The organism is Paenibacillus sp. WC2504, assembly GCF_052682475.1.
On the sequence record NZ_JBQZFH010000001.1, the window covers coordinates 265,675 to 287,861 of the forward strand.

The 22,187-nt window shown below is 48.8% G+C and carries 17 protein-coding genes and 1 riboswitch; of the genes, 9 read left to right on the top strand and 8 right to left on the bottom strand.

Annotated elements, in window-relative coordinates:
• Positions 1-52: 52 nt before the first annotated feature.
• The 3 genes from ACUN27_RS01220 to ACUN27_RS01230 form a co-directional block, all read right to left on the bottom strand.
• Positions 53-904 carry a carbohydrate ABC transporter permease gene (locus ACUN27_RS01220; RefSeq protein WP_445558259.1) on the bottom strand — a complete coding sequence of 284 codons (852 nt, stop codon included), beginning with the start codon at positions 902-904 and terminating at the stop codon, positions 53-55.
• A complete protein-coding gene (locus ACUN27_RS01225; RefSeq protein ID WP_445558260.1) occupies positions 901-1,863 on the bottom strand; it encodes a carbohydrate ABC transporter permease in 963 nt (320 codons plus the stop codon). Before ACUN27_RS01225 ends, ACUN27_RS01220 begins: the two co-directional genes overlap by 4 nt.
• Positions 1,864-2,667: 804 nt before the next feature.
• Entirely contained in the window at positions 2,668-3,741 is a 1,074-nt protein-coding gene (locus ACUN27_RS01230) for a YncE family protein (protein ID WP_326062593.1), read from the bottom strand.
• A gap of 214 nt (positions 3,742-3,955) precedes the next feature.
• On the opposite strand from ACUN27_RS01230, the gene ACUN27_RS01235 reads away from it, so the two are divergent.
• Complete coding sequence (locus tag ACUN27_RS01235; protein WP_445558261.1) at positions 3,956-5,071, top strand: amidohydrolase family protein; 1,116 nt, start codon at positions 3,956-3,958, stop codon at positions 5,069-5,071.
• A 332-nt stretch (positions 5,072-5,403) separates the two neighbouring features.
• Here ACUN27_RS01235 and ACUN27_RS01240 read toward each other — a convergent pair whose 3' ends face one another.
• Together ACUN27_RS01240 and ACUN27_RS01245 are read right to left on the bottom strand one after the other, a co-directional pair.
• On the bottom strand, positions 5,404-6,744 hold the full coding sequence (locus ACUN27_RS01240) for a 5'-deoxyadenosine deaminase (protein ID WP_315954437.1): 1,341 nt from the start codon (positions 6,742-6,744) through the stop codon (positions 5,404-5,406).
• Between the two features lie 70 nt (positions 6,745-6,814).
• Positions 6,815-6,914: riboswitch (purine riboswitch) on the bottom strand.
• A 94-nt stretch (positions 6,915-7,008) separates the two neighbouring features.
• Positions 7,009-9,126, bottom strand: a complete 2,118-nt coding sequence (locus tag ACUN27_RS01245) for a multicopper oxidase family protein (RefSeq protein ID WP_445558262.1) — start codon at positions 9,124-9,126, stop codon at positions 7,009-7,011.
• A 340-nt stretch (positions 9,127-9,466) separates the two neighbouring features.
• Between ACUN27_RS01245 and ACUN27_RS01250 the strand changes: the two genes are divergently transcribed.
• The 3 genes from ACUN27_RS01250 (at position 9,467) to ACUN27_RS01260 (ending at position 11,494) form a co-directional block, all read left to right on the top strand.
• Complete coding sequence (locus tag ACUN27_RS01250) at positions 9,467-9,667, top strand: cold-shock protein (protein ID WP_127453854.1); 201 nt, start codon at positions 9,467-9,469, stop codon at positions 9,665-9,667.
• A 94-nt stretch (positions 9,668-9,761) separates the two neighbouring features.
• Positions 9,762-9,989: a cold-shock protein gene (locus ACUN27_RS01255; RefSeq protein WP_315954439.1), complete on the top strand. Its 228-nt coding sequence runs from the start codon at positions 9,762-9,764 to the stop codon at positions 9,987-9,989.
• A 104-nt stretch (positions 9,990-10,093) separates the two neighbouring features.
• Positions 10,094-11,494: a M23 family metallopeptidase gene (locus tag ACUN27_RS01260; RefSeq protein ID WP_326062589.1), complete on the top strand. Its 1,401-nt coding sequence runs from the start codon at positions 10,094-10,096 to the stop codon at positions 11,492-11,494.
• A 58-nt stretch (positions 11,495-11,552) separates the two neighbouring features.
• On the opposite strand, the gene ACUN27_RS01265 is transcribed toward ACUN27_RS01260, so the two are convergent.
• Positions 11,553-12,587: a potassium channel family protein gene (locus ACUN27_RS01265; RefSeq protein ID WP_315954441.1), complete on the bottom strand. Its 1,035-nt coding sequence runs from the start codon at positions 12,585-12,587 to the stop codon at positions 11,553-11,555.
• 85 nt (positions 12,588-12,672) lie between these two features.
• Between ACUN27_RS01265 and ACUN27_RS01270 the strand changes: the two genes are divergently transcribed.
• On the top strand, positions 12,673-14,988 hold the full coding sequence (locus tag ACUN27_RS01270) for an ATP-dependent DNA helicase (protein ID WP_315954442.1): 2,316 nt from the start codon (positions 12,673-12,675) through the stop codon (positions 14,986-14,988).
• Positions 14,989-15,083: 95 nt separating this feature from the next.
• Here ACUN27_RS01270 and ACUN27_RS01275 read toward each other — a convergent pair whose 3' ends face one another.
• Positions 15,084-16,247 (bottom strand): iron-containing alcohol dehydrogenase, encoded by a 1,164-nt coding sequence (locus ACUN27_RS01275; protein WP_326062588.1) that lies wholly within the window; start codon positions 16,245-16,247, stop codon positions 15,084-15,086.
• Positions 16,248-16,385: 138 nt separating this feature from the next.
• Here ACUN27_RS01275 and ACUN27_RS01280 point away from each other — a divergent pair, with 138 nt between their 5' ends.
• Both ACUN27_RS01280 and ACUN27_RS01285 read left to right on the top strand, forming a co-directional pair.
• Entirely contained in the window at positions 16,386-16,781 is a 396-nt protein-coding gene (locus tag ACUN27_RS01280; protein WP_326062587.1) for a VOC family protein, read from the top strand.
• Between the two features lie 159 nt (positions 16,782-16,940).
• Entirely contained in the window at positions 16,941-18,767 is a 1,827-nt protein-coding gene (locus ACUN27_RS01285) for an ABC transporter ATP-binding protein (protein WP_445558263.1), read from the top strand.
• A gap of 325 nt (positions 18,768-19,092) precedes the next feature.
• Here the strand turns inward: ACUN27_RS01285 and ACUN27_RS01290 are convergent, their stop codons facing one another.
• Positions 19,093-19,707 (bottom strand): FMN-binding negative transcriptional regulator, encoded by a 615-nt coding sequence (locus tag ACUN27_RS01290; RefSeq protein WP_326062585.1) that lies wholly within the window; start codon positions 19,705-19,707, stop codon positions 19,093-19,095.
• 171 nt (positions 19,708-19,878) lie between these two features.
• Between ACUN27_RS01290 and ACUN27_RS01295 the strand changes: the two genes are divergently transcribed.
• Both ACUN27_RS01295 and ACUN27_RS01300 read left to right on the top strand, forming a co-directional pair.
• Positions 19,879-20,865 carry a Gfo/Idh/MocA family protein gene (locus ACUN27_RS01295; RefSeq protein WP_326062584.1) on the top strand — a complete coding sequence of 329 codons (987 nt, stop codon included), beginning with the start codon at positions 19,879-19,881 and terminating at the stop codon, positions 20,863-20,865.
• A gap of 192 nt (positions 20,866-21,057) precedes the next feature.
• Positions 21,058-22,107: an ABC transporter substrate-binding protein gene (locus ACUN27_RS01300; RefSeq protein WP_315954448.1), complete on the top strand. Its 1,050-nt coding sequence runs from the start codon at positions 21,058-21,060 to the stop codon at positions 22,105-22,107.
• The last annotated feature ends 80 nt before the right edge of the window (positions 22,108-22,187 follow it).

Below are 22,187 nucleotides of genomic sequence, written 5' to 3' on the forward strand. Positions count from 1 at the left end.
TAAACTGGAAAAAGGCTGCCAAATGCACAACCTTTTTCATATTTATTTCATTTTAGCCTTTCACAGCACCTGAGGCAATGCCGTCAACAAAATGGCGCTGCGCCATAAAAAAGATGATGAGCGAAGGGATGATGGATAGCAGCGACATCGCCAGCAATTGTCCCCAAGGCAGTGCCGACTGGCTGTCCACGAACAGCTTCAAAGCAAGCCCGACGGTGTATTTGCTAACCGAGTTAATATAAAGCAAGTGTCCGAAGAAGTCGTCCCAGTTCCAAAGGAAGCAATAAATGGCGACTGTGACGAGCGCTGGCTTTGTAAGAGGAAGCACAATTCGCCAGTAGATACCGAACCAGTTACAGCCGTCCATCTTGGCCGACTCGTCGAGCTCACGCGGAATGCCGCGGATGAACTGCACCAGCAGGAAGATGAAGAAGGGACCGCCAATCCCTCCAGCTAAGGCGTGCGGCACATAGAAGGGCAAGTACGTATTCACCCATCCCCAAGTGTTAAACATGATGTACTGAGGCACCAAAGTAACTTGGCTTGGCAGCATCAGCGTAACCATCAGGATGGCAAACCAGAAGTTCTTTAGCGGAAAATCCATCCGGGCGAAGCCGAACGCGACCAAACTGCAGGAAATGACAGACGTAATAAGCACTCCGGCAATTAACTCAAAGGTATTGATATAGAAATGGGTAAACGTAAATTTAGGAATGGCGACCCAGCCTTCGCTGAAGTTGCTCCACAACCACTCATTTGGCAGAAGAGAAGGAGAGCTCATTTCGGCATTGGATTTGAAAGCCGCTCCGAACCACCACAGCATAGGATAGATCATGATTAAGCTGAATATAGCCAATAAGGAATGAGTTCTTAACGTTCGAGATGAAATCAGTGGGTTTCTCATTTACCTTTCGCTCCTTCTGTTTCGTAGAATACCCAGTAGCGGGACGAGGCGAAAATGATTGCGGTCACAACAGCGATGACCACAAGAAGTATCCAGGCCAGCGCCGAGGCGTAACCCATCTCATATCGGGAAAAGGCGCGATCATAGAGGTACAAAGCGTACATATAAGTCGAGTTAATTGGGCCGCCTTTTGTAATGATGAAGGCTTGCGTGAACATCTGGAAAGAACCGATGGTTTGCAGCACAAGGTTAAACAGCAGAACAGGGGACAGCATAGGCAGGGTAATACTGACAAACTGTCTTACTTTCGAAGCGCCGTCAACGGATGATGCCTCATATAATTCGGTGGGAATTTGTTTAAGGCCGGCAAGGAAAATCACCATGGATGAACCGAACTGCCAAGCGACAAGGATGATCAATGTTCCTAAAGCTGTCTTGGGGTTGCTGATCCAGCTGGTGCCGTTTATGCCGAGCATGCCAAGAAATTTATTAATAAAGCCGTCCATGCCGAAAATATTTTGCCAAAGGATAGCTACCGCAATGCTGCTTCCAATCAGAGAAGGCAGATAGATGAATGTGCGATATACCGAAATCCCTTTAATTTTCTTGTTGAGCATCATGGCCACCATAAGCGCGCTAAACAGCTTAATTGGAACGGATAATACGACAAACAGAATCGTTATTTTCAAAGACTGTCGAAAAATCTCGTCGTCTGCAAAAATTCGCTCATAATTACGCAAACCAATCCATTCCGGAGCATCAAGCAGCGTATATTTGGTGAAGGAATAATACATCGATTGGATCATCGGCCAAAGTGTCAGCAGCAGAAACCCAAGGAGCCAAGGGGAAATAAACAGATACCCCGCAAACGGCGACTCCCAGCGGCCTTTCAAAGTGAAGGATGATGTTATTTTTCGGGAATGAACTCTTTGTGGAGAGATACTCGTTTCAGCTTTCATCGGGAATAACCGCCTTTCATGTCAGAACATCTTTATGTTTAGTATAAAAGCTAACAGCCCTCTGAAACATGAGAGTAATGAACACACTTCATTCACAATCGAACACTGGTAAAACATACAACATGGTTGTAGGCTTTCTCGGCCATGGCTTGTCTATATGAAGGTTTTCCTTATCTATCACTTCACACAACAGTGCAATTCAGCTTTTTGGTCAGCTTGCGGCATCAATTGCTTATGACCCTCCCTCTTTTTGCCCTGTTTTTTTGTGCGAATTTCATGCATTTTAGCTATTTTTTTGGTAGTTTTACATTGCTACCTACCTTAAAATAATAGATTTATTTTTCTGACTATTTTTTTGTTGGTGATTAAAATTTACTTATATATATGTATTACTTATAAAATATCAGTATTGTATGATAATTTAGATAACTTGGGAGGGCCTGATGAAGCAAGATTATCCGCTTAATCCCAATGGGATGGAGATTGTGTTTCTTGCTGTGTTTTTAATTTTGATCTAGAAATTTTACGGATATAAGCCCTATAATTGCCACCTCTTTAACGGCTGCGTGATAATATAGGGAACGGATTACAATGAAAAGTAGATTTATATGAACGCTTGTTTTTAGACGGAAATCATATAATGAATATTAAAGTTTTAATATTTTGAATTTTAAATTTTTAAAATGTAGAGTGAAAAAAGTGGCAACTATTTCTGGGAGTCTTATCGTTGACACAGGCTAGCGTTTGCTTCACAAAACAAACAAGCCTCCAAGCCCACCTTCTGTGGGTTTTGGGGCTTATTTATTATTTATGATCTTGAACAACGGTGATCGAGTTTTCATTGCCGACATAAATCCGGTTGCTTCGCTTATTCAAAGCCATGTTCCCTGCTGACTGCCCCGTTCGCAGCTTGACCAGCAGCCGATTCGTTAGTCCGCTGTACACGAACAAATCTCGGGTGTCCGTATCTCCGACATAATAACGGTTCGTCAACGGGTTGACGAGGAGTGAAGAGAACGTGGGAATGGGTAAGGTTGCCGCAATCGTATTTGTTAGCCCGCTAACCACGAACAGTTTGCCTTTCCCCTCTTGCTGAGCGCTTGCCAGATAGATGCGATTCGTTAGGTCGTTTACGGCAAGCTCGCTTTGGAGTTTTCCGAGTTGAATGGGCGTGCTTTTACCGAGCGTTGCACCTGATATCACAGAGGCAAACCGGCTTAGATTATTAGCTACATAAATCCGATTCGTCTGAGGGATGATACCCGGAGTAATAATCGGATTTTTGCCTACTTTAATCGTTTTAATTACGCTCAACGTAGAGCCGTTGATAACATGAACAGAGTCTTTCATTACATTTGTTACATAGACCCGATTAGTTCGTTTATCCATAGCGATAAGGGCCGGTGATCCGCCGACTCTTATGGTTTTCAGGACACGGTTGGTGCCGCCGTCGATGACGCTTATCGTTCCACTCGTATTAGCGACATATATGCGATTTCTTATTCGATCAACAGCAATACCAAAAGGGCGCTCGCCGACAGGTACGTTGGTGATGGCCTTGTTCGTTTTTCCATCAATAACAGTGACGTTAGCAGCTCGGAAGTTTGTTGAATAAATTCGGTTGGTACGCGTGTTCACAGCCAGAAATGTAGCGCCATCTCCCGTCTGCACACTGCCGATCACTTTATTCGTGTTACCGTCCAGTACGCCTACCAGATTCTCGTCAAAGACATAATAGACGCGGCTTGTAGACGAATTAACGCGAATATCACCCACTTGGCCAGCCACGGGCACAATTTTGATAACTTGCGGGTTATGGGTTTGTTTAATCTTAACTTGGACCTTAGTTTGTATAAGGGGTTTTGAGAAGTGGACCATTGGAGTCCCCCCTTCCCTGTATTTAATGAATGCAATAGTATATGGTCGACGAAGGGAATCGGAAACTTGTACTTTAGTCTCAGGTGAGTTTTAGAGAACAATAAGTCCGCTAAGAGGGTCATCTTGACGGTTTTTCTCTATACAAAATGAAAATAATGGTATAATTTAGGCGGTGAGTATTTAGGGGATTGGCTAAAGGAGCGGAGTGTCTAAGATGTCTAAAAAAAGGTCAAGTATGCTAGTTGGTGTAAGCGTTTGCGTTTGTATTGGAACCGGGATTTGGGGCTTAAGCTCGCTTAATTTCAGGGAAAGGACAAGCAACCCGACAGCGATTGTAACCTCCCTGGCAGCAACAACCGCGGCAACACCTGTTGAGAGTACACCACCCACGCTTGCGAAAAAAAGTTTCAACAATCTTCTTCAGCAGTATGGCTCTATACCGCTTTCGGATGCGCATAACCATGATGCGAGTGATTCGAAGTACATAAGCATGCAAAATATGTGGAAGCGGGATGCGATGGATCGCGTTGTTCTTTTCGGGGATGTATCGGAATCAAGCGCGATTCGAACCGATGCCTATGCCTGGGATGCCTATATAGAAAAGCCGGATTTCTTTGTGCCTTATTTCTCAGGCTTTGATCTTCATGATCCATCTAGTTTGGAGGTCGTGAGGAATAATCTGGAACAAGTCTATTTTGGACTAGGTGAAATTGCTGCCGCTTCGTATAATTCTCCCGTTGTATCGAAAGTTGAATGGAAGGCTAAGGATCCTATGGACGGCTTTCTACCGCAAATTTATGAGTTGTGTGCGGAGTATCAAGCGCCGATTCTACTCCATATCGATCCACCGAATGGCTTCGTGATTGATAAATTGGAGGAAGCCTTGGCTGCACATCCCAAGACAACCTTCATTTTCGGTCATGCGAATGCCTACAATTCATCTGAGAATATCAAACAATTATTAGAAAAGCATGATAACATCTATATGGATTTTTTTGCTGGGTTTACCGTGCTTAATTTGGAAAGTTCGAACCGGATCGAGGATTTTCTGCCTGTTATGAAGCAGTTCCCTGACAAGTTTATGCTCAGCACTGACTCCGGCTTCGGACTTGCAAGCGAGGATGCTGCCATCGAGGCGATGTATCGTGTCATGGATGCTATCGGAGATCCTGCACTGATCAAGAAAGTGGCTTATGATAATTTAGATGCGATCCTTCAGAATGAACCAGCTACCAAAACGCAGAAGGAAGCTATTCTGAAGAAGGACGCAAATCGTGATGTTACGAAGCTTTCGAAGCTAGAGGCTGGGAGGCTGCTTTGGGGTAAATAGTGATGAGCGTGATGAGTAATGGCTAGTCACATCAAAACATGCAAAAAGTACATTAAATAAATGAGGCTTATAGCCTCGGGGAGTCAAATCATGCAAAAAGTACATCAAATTTAGAATAATTACCCCATTCTAGGTAATCTCTAATGTTTTTGATGTACAAAATGCACGAACACTTCTAAAGTAGGCTAAAACGCAAAGGTTTGCTGTACTTTTTACACTTTCTCGCAGACGCGTCGTGCATCGTCCGCGATAATAATCCGATAACAGTGAAGCATGGCGAAAAAGCCAGCCCCCACCGCATACGAATACGGTGGAAGGATGGCTTTTTCTCGTTAGCGCAGATTAGCGCGCTTCAGCAGCCGCTGGATCGAGCGGTTTGCCTCAGGCAGGACAATGTCCTTGTCGATCGTCCGCATGATGCGGTTTTCCATAACGATCCGACCGTTAATGATCGTTGTCTCCACATCCGCGCGTGTTGCGGAGTACACGATGCGCGAGATCGGATCCACGTCGAAGGACGGATACGTGTGGAAATTGATGAGATCGAGGATCGCCAAGTCGGCTTTTTTGCCGACCTCGAGGCTGCCGATCTCTTTTTCCATACCGACCGCACGGGCGCCGCCGATGGTCGCCATGCGGAAGACCGTCTGCGCGTTCATCGCCGTCGGTCCGTGCACGGGCTTCTGGATGAGCGCAGCCAACCGCATCTCGTTGAACATGTCGAGATTGTTGTTGCATGGTGCGCCATCAGCGCCAAGCGAGACGGAGATGTCGAGCTTCAGCATGTCGGGCGTCTCGGCAATACCCGAAGCAAGCTTCAAGTTTGAGCCCGGGCAGTGGCTCACGTGGACGCCACGCTCATGGATGATGCGCTTCTCCTCATCATCCAGCCAAATACAGTGCGCCAGAATGAGGCGCTCATTCGCTAAGCCCAGATGGTCGAGATACACGACATTGCGCATGCCGGTCTCGGCCTGCACAATCTCGATCTCGCCCAGATTCTCGGATGCGTGCGTATGCACTTTCACTTGGTACTGCTCGGATAAGCTGCGTACTTCACGCAGCAGCTCTTCCGTGCAAGAGATGACGAATCGCGGCGAGAACGCGTACTGAATGCGGCCGCCGTCGTGGCCATTCCATTTTTCGAGCAAATCGACGCTTTGCTGGAGCGATTCGGATGTTTTTTCTTGCAAAGGGAATGGCACCTCATCGCCCTTGTCCATCATCACTTTGCCGGACAAAGCGCGGATCCCGCTCGATGCGATGGCTTGGAAGGCGAAGTCGGTATGATGCACCGTCTCCATATCTACGATGGTCGTTGTACCGCTTTGAATCAACTCGCCGATGCCGAGCAAGGCAGAATAATAGATGGATTCCTCGTCGTGGGAGGCTTCCAGCGGCCAAATCCGCTGTTTCAGCCAATCCATCAGCTCCAAATCGTCCCCTTTGCCTCGGAACAACGTTTGGCACAAATGAATATGAGTCTGCACGAAGCCTGGAATGACCGTCCGGTTCTTTGCTTCTATCACCTTATCCACTTGTGCGGGGTCCACATCCAGATCAGGTCCAATTGCCTTAATTCTGTCGTCTTCAATGAGCAGATCTCCAACGAAAATATCCCCGTCGCGGTTCATTGTTACTATTTCTGCCTGTTTAATAAGAATCGTCGCCATGGGCATAAACCTCCTACTTCTGTTTATTGTATGACGTCAGGAACATAAAAAAACTAGCCACGAAAAATATGCAAATGCGCACATTCTTCGTAGCTAGAAATTTACGGTTTCTAAGTAGAGACCCTTAATCCGATTATTAAGGTTATACGAAAGAGATTATTCAGTTCGTGTAGTTCCTGCTTTTCTCTAGCGTAAACGGGCATCGGCTTTTTGTCAACGAAATGTTATGAATGCTAACACGAACCCTACATCCCCTCCCTCTTTTTACTCGGGATGATTTTGTGTTCCGCTGCCCACGGCATAAGGGGTCTTCACGCCTTCATACATGAGGTGCATTGACATGCCTGCGGCGGCATGCACAAGATTGTGGCAGTGATCCATCCATAATCCCGGATTATTGGCTACAAAGGCGACCTCATACGTCTCTCCCGGCAGCACGTTCAGCGTATCGGACCACCAAGGGCTGCCGGTTGCGGGCTTGCCATTGCGCGAAAGGACAAGCACGTGATGTCCGTGCAGATGCATCGGGTGGTCGACATTTCCTCGGTTAATGAAGGTTGTTTTAACGAGATCCCCTTCCTTCACCATAAACATAGGCGCATTGGGAAATACTTCTCCATTCAAAGTGTAGAGAAAATCAAAGTTACGGTTAAAAATGCCGAGCTTGTTGTCCAGAATTAACGTAAATTCTCTATCGAAGCGGCTGCTCGCATCAAAAGCGGTTGCCGCGGGGTTACCATAGGTAAGAGGATCGAAGGCTACGGTAGGCGGAATCTCAGGGACGTCGCCACTGCCATCGGAAGACATAAGGATGCCTCCGCTCCGATTCCCTCCTACATTTAAGTAGACCGGGCGCTCAGGCATGATGAACGTGATATCATACCGTCCACCTGTAGGAACAACTACGTGGGTATTCGTTAACACATCGGGCTTATTCAGTTCTGTTCCATCAATAGCCGCCACCTCAAAGTGGGTGCCAACGAGTGTATAGTTTTGATTCACCCAATCGTCCGTGTTAATCAGCCGCATTCGGACAGGCGTTCCTGGAGCGATCGCCATGCGTTCGAGTTGATCCGAGGCGCCAACGGCAATCGAAGCCCCTTTCCAACGATGCGTCATCACGGTAATGTCTTTTACAGGCTGAAAAGGTTCCGTTTTCGGCTCCACGATCAAAGCCCCGAAGAGTCCCATGCTGACGGCTTCGCGCGAGTCCTGATGAGAGTGATACCAGAACGTGCCGACCTGCTCGGCGCGAAAGCGGTACGTATACGTTTCACCCGGCATGACCGCATTTTGCGTGGCCCCCGCAACGCCATCTTCGGCATTCGGCACATCCAGACCATGCCAATGCGCCGTAACGCCCTGCTCAATATCTTGGTTAATGAGTGTAACCTCGATCAACTCTCCCTCTTTCATGCGAAGCTCGGGACCCGGAATTTGCCCGTTGTACGTCCAGGCATCGACGGTTTTGCTGGAGCTGAGCGTGACAGTCTTTTTCTGAGCGGTTAGTGTAAAATGGCGATCAGGTATCCCCTCGCGCGGACCCGCCAGGTCGGCGACAGAGATCATTTTGCCTGAATTACTGGTCATTGCAGCCATTCTGCTTTGGTGATTATGCTGACTCATATCGGCCGGCATCACACCGCCGTAATCGTACGTCCCGCTTGCCATATCGATTTCGGGAGGCAGCTCACTTTTGTCCAAGGCATAGTTAAAAAGATAATAACCTGATGCTCCCAGCACGGCGAGTACAGTGAGCATAGCCAAGCCTCTTTTCCAAAAGGCCGGGGCCGTATAAGCTTCCATCTTACTTACCCCCCTGTAACGGAACTGATGCCTCCACCAAAGTCCTGCCGTTGCCAGCACGAAGACAGCCAACGGTATGGATATATCAAGCCATTTGAACGGAACAGGCGGAACTAGTGCGAAGTAAAAGGAAGTTAATGCGGCGAGCGCTGTCATCTGAAAAGGAATGATGAGGCCTGGAGCGGCTGCTCTCAAATGTGCTGTTGAATCAACAGGCGCTGCCTGCTCCGTGTCTCCAAGTGCTTGTTTGGTGATCGAGCGCAGCTTGAGCAGTTTAGGCGCGGCTACGAACCAGATGGTTAGAAGCGGCAAAAGGATCAGCGGTGCTTGGATGAACACGTGATCGATCCAAAAGGTAGTGAGCATGGTCTGCTGCATCCAAGCGATAGGCCCTAGAATAGCGGCGGCCGGAATGATTGGGAACCAGGCCCAGAACAACAGCTTGCGCGTTTTGCGATGCATGCGTTCAATGGTGCGGCTATAGAGCAGTCGAGAAGCTTTCACGCTCCCGATCCAGGTGCATATCACGAATAGCAGCGAAGCTGCCAGAATAGTTCCAATACTTATGTTGTACAAAATGAAGCCCCTCCTAAGTGTTTACGATAGCTTCAGTATAGAGTCGCTGCTTGAAGCGGCAAACGGTCCGGGGACCAAGTATCTACCTAGACTAAAGTTGGGGACGCTCATCTTCTTTAATCATCAGCAGGGTCGGGTAAGCGATTTCATTAGCATGTAAGAATTGGAAATAGTTTGCGTTTTCAAATGTGATATGTTATGATGAATCCAATCGACAAAAAGAACCTGAATTCACATATTGTAAAGGGTTTTCATTTTTGTTAGTGAACCTTTTGCAATGTGTGAATTTTTTCTCTTTGAAGAATAAAAAACATGTTAATAATTTTTGGAGGTATTTCTCATGGCTACTGGTACAGTAAAATGGTTTAACGCAGAAAAAGGTTTCGGTTTCATCGAAGTTGAAGGCGGCAACGATGTATTCGTTCACTTCTCCGCTATCCAAGGCGAAGGTTTCAAAACTTTGGATGAAGGTCAACAAGTTGAGTTCAGCGTTGTTCAAGGCAACCGCGGACCACAAGCAGAAAACGTTGTAAAACTGTAATATAATTTAAAAGACTGCCTTTACTTTGTAATGGCAGTCTTTTTTCAATTTAGCTATTGAAGTTTACTTACGTAAAACGCTGAGGAGGTCCATCATGTATTCCAGAAAAAAGTCCTTTGAAGAGATGCCTCTAGAAAATGTGACAATATGGTCTTGTGAACAAGAAGGTTGTAAAGGCTGGATGCGAGATAATTTTACATTTGATCACGTTCCGACTTGCCACTTGTGTCAGTCCACTATGGTTCGAAGCGTCAAGTTACTTCCTTTAGTTAATAACACGAGCATTGATCAGAAAACGCTCAAAAAAGGCGTTCAAATTTAATATAACAAAAGCCCGGAGACTCTGCTGTCTTCGGGTTTTTTATGTTATTATGGACACGTATTGGAAGAAAATAGCCCATCGCAAGCGAGGGAGGAATAGATGCTATGAAATCAAAAAAACGCCGGCAATGGCCGCTGCTGGTAGGCGCTTGTGTGCTTGCGGCATGTGTCGTCATCGTGATCGGCAAATCGCCGTTTGGCCCTGTCTCTTCTTGGAAGGCAGCCGGGAAGGATGTACCGGCTGCGGCAACACCAGTGCCCACGCCTCCACCTAGAGAGGCATTGGAGTTCCGCATGGTCGATCTCGACCATGGCTGGGTGAAATACGCCGATGGGATCGCGGCGACAGAGGATGGCGGCGGCATGTGGCAACCGGCCGCTGGAGAAGTGGCTGCTGCAGAAACAGCAGTCGACGGTACTCTAGCTGAGCTGCTCAGCTTGGAAGCTGGCTCAGTTAGTTCTACTCCTGCCCCGTTAACGGCCACGTTAGGCGGGGCTGCGTTACCGGTGAAGCAAACGCAGTTTCTGACACCGCGTATTGGTTGGGCACTGCCCGCCAGCAGCAAGGATGCGAAGAATCCGCTGCTGATCACCGTAGACGGCGGGCAATCTTGGGTGGATGGCATGACCGCGGAGGTCAAAGAGGCCATCCTCAAGGAGAAGGACCATTTGCAGCAGCTGGCGAAGGAAAGGGATCTTTACGCAACGAAGGAAGCGGCGAAAGGGATCATGAGCGCCAAATGGAAGCTCGTGCCTGAGAGCGCGGCGCCCGGAGATGCGGTGCTTGTGCGTCACGATGAGCCAGGAACGATTACCTGGCTGAACAAAACGTACACGCTCCAACCATATGGAGCGGGGTATTTCACGTATTTGCCGATTTCGATGAGTGCGAAGCCCGGCAAATATCCGATCGGCGATCAGACCCTCACCATCGTGGCGAAGAAGTTTGAGACGCAGTATCTCAAGGTCACGTCTGAGATGGAGAGCATGAAGCAGGATACGGCGCGTATCAACGCCGATCAGAAGAAAATCGATCTGGCGCGAAGCAAGTCCGAGCCGGAATTTCTGTTCAGCGGGCCGTTCGTGAAGCCCATCGAGGGGATTTTGACGACGCCATATGGGTACACCCGTTACGTGAACGGGAAGTACGATAGCGCTCATATGGCGGTTGATCTGGCCGCAAAGGAAGGTACGCCGATCAAAGCGACTAATGACGGGATCGTTGCGCTGGCCGAGAGCCTGTATTTGACCGGAAATTCCATTTATCTCGATCATGGGATGGGGCTTTTTTCGCAGTACGCGCATCTCTCCGAGCTGCAGGTGAAAACAGGTGACCGGGTGAAGCAGGGCGACATTATCGGGCTTGTCGGCACGACCGGGTTCTCGACAGGGCCGCATTTGCACTTTACATTTTGGGCGCATAATGTACAGGTGAATCCGGATTTATTTTGGAATACGACACCGTTTCGTTGGGTTCAGCCAGCACAGGCTAAGCCGAAGGGTTGAACATAAGAATAAAGGACACCATTCTTCGCTATGCGGAGAGGTTGGTGTCCTATTTGTTTTATTTTAGCGTGGAGAGACGCTCGTAGGTTTCCGCGTCACAGATGACGAAAAGCTGCGCATCCTCGGGAATGAGCTGATCTAACTTCTGATTGATATTCAGTTGATCACGGTCCGAAATCAGTGTCGCCCCCTCAAGGAGCAGCTGCTCAAAGGCGTCGCGGTATGTGCGCCAAGAGCTTCTTTTACCAAGCACCTGAAGGTTGCTGCTGGACTGTCTGGTCAAGAGCTGGGACACAATCCGTGATGATCCCGGTGAGAACGCCGAGCGAACGGCAAGCTGCGAAATCGTCTCGGAGCCGAGGATAAATTCATTCACATTAACATGCTGGAAATTTTGCATATTTTCGCTGTTTTTAATCTCGACGATGGAGTGGACGTTGCGGTAATTGCGCTCGATGGTTGTGGCGACCAGCAGTGTTTTGCCGTCCACAAAGGAGGGATCGCGCAGCATCGCCTGATCTTCCGTGATCTCATTGGCAAAGATGAAGACGGAGCGGGCTTTTTCCATATTCGCCATCTCCAAAGTTTCCATATGTGTAGGATTGCCTCTTATATAATGAACTCTGTTATGTACAATCGGCGTTTTCTCGAGAGTATCGATGAGCACGACCTCAGTGGATGTATCGGTGTTCAAAATTTCTTGAATCGCCAGCTCCGCATGTTTGCTCCAATCAATGATCACGAAATGCTGTTCGCCTTGATATCTCAATTTGCCCGCTTCCTTTCGCTGTCTGTATATGAATAATGAATCAACGACTTTGCTGATTGTGACGGAGATGAGACCAATTCCGAAAATATACAAAAAGATGCCGAGGCACTTGCCGGCCACGGTTTTTGGCGCATAATCTCCATACCCAGTGGTGGTCACGGTCGTCATTACCCACCAAAGTCCGTTGAAGACGCTGCCAAAGGTTTCTTTTTCCAGCATATAAGCACTGATCGCAGATAGAAGGATGAAAAGAAAGGCCAGACTATAGATGAACTTGTTGTTCATTCGCAGCAGTTTAAGAAAAATCTTACTGAAATAGAACATGGGGCTCCCTTCCTGAAAAAGTAGATATTTGGTCCGTCCACATGCTACAATCAAAGAACAAATGTTCTGGAACGGAGAAGGACGAATGGCTGAAACGATCAACATTTCCGTGCGCTCTCTGGTTGAATATGTGTTTCGCAGGGGGAGTATTGAGTCCGGTTTTCGGACAAGCACTGCGCTGGTTGAAGGTACGAAGGCACACCAAAAATTGCAGAAACAATATGGCGAAACGGATCAGCATGAAGTGTATGTTTCCGCTGAAATTGCTTGCCGGGAGCTCCTATTCGTGATTGACGGGCGGTGCGACGGTCTTCTTCAAGATGCGGACGGCGGCCCAGTGACGGTGGATGAGATCAAGTCTACCTCCTCGGACATAAATGAGATCCAAGAAGACTCGTACCCCGTGCATTGGGCGCAAGCGATGTGCTATGCCTATATGGTAGCCAAAGATCGCGGGCTTCATCATATGCGGGTTCAACTTACTTATATGCAGGTGGAGACGGAAGATACGCGCCGATTCGTGAAGGAAGCTTCGTTCAGTGAGTTAGAAGTGTTCGTGCATGACGTGGTAGAGCGGTATTACCCCTATGCACAGGCGATTTATGAGCATGAGCAGCGAAGGAATCGCAGCATCAAGGAGCTGGCATTTCCATTTCCAGCGTATCGCGAAGGCCAGCGGAAACTGGCAGGAGCGGTGTACAAAACGATCAGCGAAGGGCGCAAGCTGTTCGCCAAAGCACCGACCGGTATCGGGAAGACAATGTCGACCTTGTTTCCGTCGGTGAAAGCGATTGGCGAGGGGCTGCTGCAGCGGATTTTTTATTTGACGGCAAAGACCATCACCCGCACGGCAGCAGAGGAAGCGTATGGCCTGCTTCAGGCACATGGTCTTCAGCTTCATGTCGTGACCATCACGGCGAAGGAGAAGGTGTGTCTGAAGGACGAAGTCCGCTGCACCAAGGAGCACTGCGAATTCGCCGATGGTTATTACGACCGAATTAACGGCGCTGTGCTCGATCTTCTTCAATCGGAGACGATTATGACGCGCACGGTCATTGAGTCGTATGCTCGGAAGCATCGTGTTTGTCCCTTTGAGTTTTCCCTTGATGTCGCTTATGCCGCGGATGCGGTCATTTGCGATTACAATTACATTTTTGACCCGCGCGTCAATTTAAAAAGGCTGTTCGAGGAGCAGAGGCGGTACACGACTTTGCTTGTGGATGAAGCGCACAATTTGATTGACCGGGCGCGCGAGATGTACAGCAGCACGCTCTCCAAATCTGGGTTTCTTGCGCTGCAGCGGGAGTTCAAAGGCGTTCGCGCGGATTTGCACGATGCGGCTAAGGCCATCAACCAATATTTCATTACGCTTCGCAAAAGAATCGGAGACCGCCAGATGCTGGTAGAACCGGAGCTGCCGGAGGATCTCTTGGCGCTGCTCGATGGTTTCCTTGCAAGCGCTGAAAAGGAGCTGGCTGCAAGCGGTGGAAGCCCTGCGAGCCCGCTGCTCCTGGAGACTTACTTCGCAGCCCACAATTTCGTCCGTATAGCCAAGCTGTACGATGAACGCTATATGACATTGTTCACGTCTGATCGTAACGAAGTCAGTGTGAAGCTCTTCTGCCTGGATCCCTCCCATCTGCTCCGGCAGATGGGGAAAGGCTATCGCTCGCATGTGTTCTTCTCGGCGACCCTTTCGCCGCTGTCCTTTTTCATGGACACGCTGGGAGCGGGCGAGGAGGATTACTCCGTGAGCGTGCCTTCGCCTTTTGCCAAGGAACAGCTGGAGGTTTTCGTCCAGCCGCTGTCGACCCGGTATCAGGATCGCGAACGAAGCCGGGAGGCGATTGCCCGTTCGATTTATCAGATGGTGACCCGTCGTTCTGGCAACTATTTCGTGTTTTTCCCCTCGTATGCGTATATGAGCAGTGTCTATGAGGCTTTTACGGATCTTGTAGGTGAGCAGGGAGAGGATAGTCAGCTGCGCGTCCTGGTTCAGACGGTTCAGATGCCGGAAGAGGAGCGGGAGCAGTACTTGGCCGAGTTTCAAGCGGGACGTGATGGGACGCTGGTAGGCTTTGCCGTGATGGGCGGCATCTTCTCGGAGGGCATCGATTTGGTCGGCGAGCGGCTGACCGGCGTGGCGGTTGTTGGTGTAGGGCTGCCGCAGCTCGGGCCTGAGCGCAATCTGATCAAGGCCTACCTCGAAGACACAGGCAAAAACGGCTACGAATACGCCTACGTTTTCCCCGGCATGAACAAAGTTCAGCAGGCAGGCGGTCGGCTCATCCGCTCCGAAACGGATCACGGCGTGCTGCTGCTGATTGACGACCGGTACCTGCAGCCGCTGTATCAGCGATTGCTGCCGGAGGAGTGGCGTGATTATACGGTGCTGCGGTAGGATGGGAACTACAAAAGGAATAGGTGATCCGGCGGTTTGCCCATAAAAAAAGGCTATCCTCAAGCAAAAGAATCTGCTCAAGGATAGCTCTTTTTTTATAAGGACATCCGGTAAATGTTAACGACATCTTCGCGCGTCAACTTCTTGAAGTTCCCGAAATCGCCGTACACCATGGCTTTGTCAGCCATCAGCTCGATCGTGGAATCGTCGATGTCGTAATCCGCCAGGCGACTTGGCGCGCCGATGGAGTTAAGGAACCCGCGAAGCTCCGCGATACCTTCCTCGGCTACTTGGCGGTCCGTTTTACCGGTGGTTGTAACGCCAAAGACGCGCTGCGCGAACTGCTTGTACCGCGCTACATTGGCATCCAGCGTGTAGCTCATCCAGTTCGGGAATAGGATGGCAAGACCTCCGCCGTGCGGGATATCATGAACGGCTGACACCGCATGCTCGAGATTGTGCGTCGCCCAGTCGCCGCGAACTCCCATGCTAAGCGTCCCGTTCAGCGCCATCGTGCCGCTGTACAGAATCGTCGCACGATTCTCCAGATCCGTGAGATCCTGCAGCAAGCGAGGCGCCGTATCGATCACGGTGCGAAGAATCGTTTCACAAAAGCCATCTTGAAGAAGTGTATTATCGACATGATGGAAATATTGCTCAAAGACGTGTGACATGATATCAACCATACCATATACGGTTTGATTTTCAGGCAAGGAAGTTGTGTGGGCAGGATCCAGGATTGAAAATTTCGGGAAGGAGAAGGGGCTGCCCCAACCGAGCTTCTCTTTGGTCTCCCAATTTGTAATCACAGAGCCGGAGTTCATTTCCGAGCCCGTTGCGGCAATCGTCAGTACGGTGCCTAGTGGCAGCGCCCCCGTTGCGGATGCTTTACGCGTAACGATATCCCAGAAGTTGCCCTCATATTTGGCGCCGACGGCAATCGCTTTGGCACAGTCGATTACGCTGCCTCCACCTACAGCGAGGATTAGGTCGATGTTCTGAGTGCGGCACATTTCCACACCGCGGTGGACGGTTGTAAGTCTTGGGTTAGGCTCAACACCGCTCAGCTCGAAAATTGAAGCATCGATGCCTTTCAGCAGGTGAACAACTTGGGTGTAAATGCCGTTCAGTTTAATGCTTCCACCGCCATATACGAGCAGCACGTTCTTACCGTATTTGGGTACCTCAGCAGTTAATTTCTCGAGTGTCCCCTGTCCGAAATGCAGCGTGGTTGGATTATAATAAGTAAATGTATTCATCGAATTACCTCCTCGAGATCATCTATATGTAGTCTTACCCCTATATTGTATAGAAAGAAACAGCAAAAAACAAAATTAGAAGGACGAAGGCGCAGAGCCGATTCTAGTTGGATCAACACCATAATAGGAGGAATGATTATGGCAACATTAACACCTTATTTTTATAGCAGAAATGCAAGAGAGCAGTCGGACTTTTATGTAAAAGCGTTTGGGGGCGAAGTCGTCAGCCTGCGTACGTTCGCAGATATGCCGGGGGCCGATGAGTCTATGAAGGATCGCGTGCTTCATTTGGAGCTTCAAGCGCTGGGCTTACGCTTTTTCATGGCGGATGCAGGTACGGAATCGGTAGATAGAGGCAAGGGGTTAGATTTGACGTTGGAATTTAAAGGTGAAGAGGAGGCGAGACGTATTTTTGAAGCGTTATCCCAGGGTGGCCATGTGATCATGCCCTTTGAGCGCATGTTTTGGGGTACGATGTTCGGTCGCCTTGAAGACCCGTTCGGTGTGATTTGGCAGATTTCTACGGAGGCATAAGGCTTGAGTTGAGCCCCTCTACGTCCACGGACCGATTCGTTCCCGTTTATATTCCGTTTAAAATACAGGTGTATGATTCATTTTGCAAAGAGATACTGGAAAGCAAAGAATCATTCAGATGACGGATGTATATTCGATTGGGTAAAGGAGTAGAGATACATGGCAGTTACAAGGAAAGAAGCGCCACAGAGCGCAAGCAATTGGCGGGGATTCATCCGCTTGATCATGCAGGCGAATCCACCCAAGCTTCTTCTAGGCATAGCATTAGGATTAAGCATTATTTCAACATTGGCAGGACTTGTGATACCGCTATTTACGAAAAATGTGGTCGACAGCTTTTCGCTCGACAACTTGAATTGGATGCAGATTAGTGGCATGGCGATCGCTTTTGTCGGTTCGGCGGTTGCCTCCGGCGTCTCGGTTTATTTATTGAATCACGCGGGTCAAAGCGTAGTGGCCGGCATTCGTGAGCGACTATGGAAAAAGCTCCTCGTGCTGCCGGTTCGTTATTACGATAACAATCAGACGGGGGATACGATTTCCCGGATGACCAATGATACGGCTGTGATTAAAGGGCTAATCGCCGAGCATATGTCAGGGTTCGTGACAGGTATTATTTCAATAATTGGTTCTATTGCGGTGCTCTTGTATATGGATTGGAAAATGACGCTTATCATGTTCAGTGTATTCCCGATAGCTTTCCTCATCCTTTTTCCACTGGGACGGCAAATGTTCAAAATCTCCAAGGGCATGCAGGCTGAGACAGCAAGTTTCACTTCTGTGCTCAATCGTGTCCTATCCGAGATCCGCTTGGTGAAGGCAGCGAATGCCGAACCTGTAGAGTACCAGGAAGGCAGCTCAGGGATTCAAAGGCTTTTTAAATTTGGACTTCGCGAAGGTAAGATTCAAGCATTAATGGCGCCGCTTGTAACATTTGTTATGCTGATGTTGTTTGTTGTTCTGTTCGGTTATGGCGGTATGCGAGTGGCCTCAGGCGCGATAACCGCAGGTCAATTAGTTGCGTTCATGCTCTATTTATTCCAAATTGTGATGCCGATTACGCAGATCACACAGTTTTTCAATCAGGCGCAAAAAGCGATGGGAGCAACGGATACCATCCTCAAAGTGTTGGATTATGAAGAAGAAAACCCGCATGCAGGAGTGCCCGTAGCGAATGCTTCACAGTCGATTCATTTCGATCAAGTGACCTATGGCTACAAAGAAGGGGAGTCTGTCCTGAAAAATGTCAGCTTCACGATGGAAGCTGGCAAAGTGACCGCCATCGTAGGACCGAGCGGAAGCGGGAAGACGACGACATTCTCCCTGCTCGAGAGGTTCTATACGCCGCAGAAGGGCTCGGTTACCTTAGGGTCCGATCCGATCGATCAGTTCTCGCTTGTTTCCTGGCGCAGCCAGATCGGCTATGTTTCACAAGAGAGTCCACTGATTGCGGGCACGATCCGGGATAATATTTGTTATGGCTTGCAGCGTGAAGTGACGCTGGAAGAGTTGAAGCGGGCTTCGCAGATGGCCTATGCGGATACGTTTATTGAGGAACTGCCGCAACAGTATGAAACGGAAGTCGGCGAGCGCGGCATCAAGCTGTCTGGCGGACAGCGGCAGCGGATTGCGATTGCGCGAGCTTTGCTGCGCGATCCGAAGATTTTGATGCTGGACGAAGCGACATCCAGTTTGGACAGCAAGTCCGAGGTTGTGGTGCAGCAGGCGCTGCAAAATCTGATGCAGGGAAGGACGACGCTGGTCATCGCGCACCGCTTATCGACGGTGGTGGATGCCGACCAGATTATCTTCCTGGACAAAGGCGTGGTGACCGGCAGCGGAACGCATCAGGAACTGCTGGAGTCGCATGACATGTACCGCGAGTTTGCTACGCAGCAGCTTCAGCTGCAGGAGCAGCTCTCCGCGGATTCAGGTTTCGTGCCTGAGGAGGCGTTGCCTCCCGTGGAGGCTCCTTCGCATCGGTAATTGTACAGGGTAACTGCAGCGCGGGCTGCAGAGTAGGTCTACAACAAGGACTGTTTCAAAAGCAGATTAATCTGCGATTGAGATAGTCCTTTTTGCAGTTGAGGGCATGTTGCAGACGAGAGCATGGCAACTCAGCGGGAACTACAGGGCGCTATTTGAGCTAAATCCGCTGGATTCAGGTCTGAACGGAACCACAGGCTCTTATTTGGGCCTAAAACCTTACATTTCAATTGAAATGGGGGAAATAGAGGGCCGTAGTTCCCCTTCACCCAGGAAACGGGTTCATTCACACGGAATAGAGGACCGTAGTTCCCCATCTTCGATTTTAAAGAAGCTCAAGGTTTCTTTTCATCAAAGCAGCGATATTCCGTTCATTCTCTCGATTGAGAGCTTCCAACCTCTGAATGACGAATTCTTGGCGCTGAACGGGATGATTTTGGCTTAATTTGGCCTTACCCTCCATGTTCGATATGTGGATTTTAAAGCCTTGAATGCCTTTGCTTAATCCGGACAAGTAGGCGGAGTCTACGGATTCTAAATCATAGGGGCTATCGGGCTCCTCATATTTTTCAATCAAGCTCTTCATGGAGGACATCACTTCATCCTCATCGTCGATGAGCTCGGCTTGCCCGTATACGTGAACAGCCACGTAATTCCATGTCGGAACGGAATCGCTGGTTTCGTACCAGGAGGGGGAGATGTAGCTGTGCGGCCCTTGAAAGATGACCAGAACCTCCTGCTGCTGAAGATCTCTCCACTGTGGATTCGGACGAGCAACATGTCCATACAAGCATTTGTTGGTGCGATCAAGAGTAAGCGGCAAGTGGGTTGCCATCGGGTGGCCGTCATGCTGGGAAACCAGGGTCGCAAAGCCATTTTGTTCGATAACCGTGTACATGAGTTCGTCATCTTTTATATTAAAATAGGAAGGGATGTACATGTTGCTTTTCACCTGCTTCTTTAAATTTAACGGTATTGTAACAAGGGAAATGGGCTAAATATAGTGCCAATTTTGATGGGAAATAGTGTGCCACTATACAAAAGGAGGAAGAGTGCTGTTGTCGAATAAGTAAAGTAGCATTCAAATGATGATCTGGAGGGATACGCATTAATGGATAAAGTGCGTTGGGGAATTATTGGTTGTGGAGATGTGACCGAAATTAAAAGCGGGCCGGCCCTCCAAAAGGTGGCGGGTTCTGAACTTGTGGCCGTCATGCGGCGCAATGGCGCGTTAGCGGAAGATTACGCGAGAAGACACGGCGTTGCTAAATGGTATGATGACGCGAATGCGCTTATTCATGATCCGGATGTCAATGCCATATATGTCGCCACGCCGCCTGGTTTTCATCATGAATATACGTTGATGGCGGCTAAAGCAGGGAAGCCGGTTTATGTGGAAAAGCCCATGGCTAGGAATCACGGGGAGTGTCTGGAGATGATCGACGCGTGTGAAGTGGCTGGGGTACCTCTTTTTGTTGCTTATTATCGCCGGGGTTTGCCAAAGTTTATTCAAATTAAAGAACTGCTGGATAGCGGTGTTCTAGGGGAAATCCGGTTCGTCCATACGACTTATCTACAAATGCTCAGAGAAGACCAGGGTCAGGATCTGCCGTGGCGGTTGCAGCCTGAGCTTTCCGGAGGCGGGCTTTTCGTCGATTTAGCCAGTCATACGCTGGATATTTTGGACTATTTGCTAGGGCCGATTGGCGAGGTCAAAGGTTTTGCTCGCAATCAGAGCGGTCAACTGCAAGTCGAAGATATCGTGACAACGGCGTATGCGTTTGAATCAGGCGTGATGGGGACGGGGATTTGGAGCTTTAACAGCTTCGAGCGCAGCGATGTGAACGAGATTGTCGGAAGTCTCGGCAAAGTCATTTTTTCAACATTTGGCGGGGATCTTCGTTTGGAGACAGCGGACGGTCAAGTGCAGGAGTTTACGATTCCGAATCCGGCCCATGTGCAACAGCCTTTAATCGGGATGGTAGTGGATGAGCTTAGAGGTGTGGGGAAAAGCCCAAGTACAGGACAGACGGCCGCGCGGACAAATCGGGTTATGGATGAGCTGCTTCACGACTTTTATCGCCAAAATCAGCAGTAATCTCGTCCATATATTAACAGAATGGATAAAACGATTGACGGAAACACGCGAGCCAATTAAACTATGGTAAATTAGAATCACAGCTTGGATGCCAAACAGCGCCTACATACTTTGCCGAGCAAAAGCGTTAAAGTGGTGAGCGGGCAATGGGTTCAAGTCAACCAAAAGGGAAAAAAGAGAGGGGTAATTAGGTTGAAAAAGAAAGCACTTGCATCACTTGTATTATCAGCAGCTCTTATGGTAGTAGCCGGTTGTGGTCAAAAAACAGAGACAACGCCTGCAGCAGGCGGCGCATCAACAGCTCCAGCAGCAACGGCAGCTGCGGCAAAGACGTACAAAATCGCGATTTCGCAAATCGTGGAACATCCATCTTTGGATGCAACTCGTCAGGGCTTTTTGGCAGCGCTTAAAGACGCTGGAATCGTAGAAGGCACGAACCTGAAGGTTGACTACAACAATGCGCAAGGGGATCAAACGAACAATTTATCCATCGCGCAAAAAATTGCTTCCGGAGACAATGACCTGGTGCTAGGTATCGCAACACCATCCGCTCAAGCGGTTGTACAGCAAGTGAAGAAAGCTCCGGTTCTATTTGCGGCTGTTACGGACCCGGTTGCAGCTAAAATCGTAACAAATGTAGACAAACCAGGCGGTACGGTTTCCGGAGCATCGGACACGAACCCAATGGCGGTCGCACAATTGATGGATTTCGTTGCGGCTAACATGCCTAAAGTGAAAACAGTCGGTCTTGTTATCAACGAAGGTGAGCCGAACGCCGTGATCATGGCGAAAAATGCTGAGCAAGCTTTGGCGAAAAACAACATCAAACTCATAAAAGCGCCAGTAACGAATACATCCGAAGTAAAACAAGCTGCTCAATCCCTAGTTGGACGCGCAGACGCATTTTTGATTACACTCGACAACACCGTTGTTAGTGGTGTAGATGGCATCATTCAAATTGCTAACGAAAAGCACATTCCGTTCTTCTCCAGTGACCGCGATACCGTGGAAAAAGGAGCATTTGCAACGGTTGGCTTCAAATACTACGATCATGGTTATCAAGTTGGTCAAATGGCTGTTGATATTTTGAAAAATGGGAAGAAAACAGCGGACATGAAAGTAACTGTTCCTGATAAGCTCGATCTGATCTTGAACCTGAAAGCAGCTAAGGCGCAAGGCGTTGAAGTAACGGATGCTATGAAAAATGCTGTAAAAGACAAAGAGAAAAACATTATCCAGTAAGGTTTGGTTTGGGATACAAAAGGGGTGGACGTCACTTTCGTTCATCTCTTTTTTTCTCTCGTCTGACCTGAGGTTAGGCA

Coding starts and splice junctions, on each gene's coding strand:
- ACUN27_RS01220 (WP_445558259.1), bottom strand. CDS start 904: ATGAGAAACCCACTGATTTCATCTCGAACGTTAAGAACTCATTCCTTA.
- ACUN27_RS01225 (WP_445558260.1), bottom strand. CDS start 1,863: ATGAAAGCTGAAACGAGTATCTCTCCACAAAGAGTTCATTCCCGAAAA.
- ACUN27_RS01230 (WP_326062593.1), bottom strand. CDS start 3,741: ATGGTCCACTTCTCAAAACCCCTTATACAAACTAAGGTCCAAGTTAAG.
- ACUN27_RS01235 (WP_445558261.1), top strand. CDS start 3,956: ATGTCTAAAAAAAGGTCAAGTATGCTAGTTGGTGTAAGCGTTTGCGTT.
- ACUN27_RS01240 (WP_315954437.1), bottom strand. CDS start 6,744: ATGGCGACGATTCTTATTAAACAGGCAGAAATAGTAACAATGAACCGC.
- ACUN27_RS01250 (WP_127453854.1), top strand. CDS start 9,467: ATGGCTACTGGTACAGTAAAATGGTTTAACGCAGAAAAAGGTTTCGGT.
- ACUN27_RS01255 (WP_315954439.1), top strand. CDS start 9,762: ATGTATTCCAGAAAAAAGTCCTTTGAAGAGATGCCTCTAGAAAATGTG.
- ACUN27_RS01260 (WP_326062589.1), top strand. CDS start 10,094: ATGAAATCAAAAAAACGCCGGCAATGGCCGCTGCTGGTAGGCGCTTGT.
- ACUN27_RS01265 (WP_315954441.1), bottom strand. CDS start 12,587: ATGTTCTATTTCAGTAAGATTTTTCTTAAACTGCTGCGAATGAACAAC.
- ACUN27_RS01270 (WP_315954442.1), top strand. CDS start 12,673: ATGGCTGAAACGATCAACATTTCCGTGCGCTCTCTGGTTGAATATGTG.
- ACUN27_RS01275 (WP_326062588.1), bottom strand. CDS start 16,247: ATGAATACATTTACTTATTATAATCCAACCACGCTGCATTTCGGACAG.
- ACUN27_RS01280 (WP_326062587.1), top strand. CDS start 16,386: ATGGCAACATTAACACCTTATTTTTATAGCAGAAATGCAAGAGAGCAG.
- ACUN27_RS01285 (WP_445558263.1), top strand. CDS start 16,941: ATGGCAGTTACAAGGAAAGAAGCGCCACAGAGCGCAAGCAATTGGCGG.
- ACUN27_RS01290 (WP_326062585.1), bottom strand. CDS start 19,707: ATGTACATCCCTTCCTATTTTAATATAAAAGATGACGAACTCATGTAC.
- ACUN27_RS01295 (WP_326062584.1), top strand. CDS start 19,879: ATGGATAAAGTGCGTTGGGGAATTATTGGTTGTGGAGATGTGACCGAA.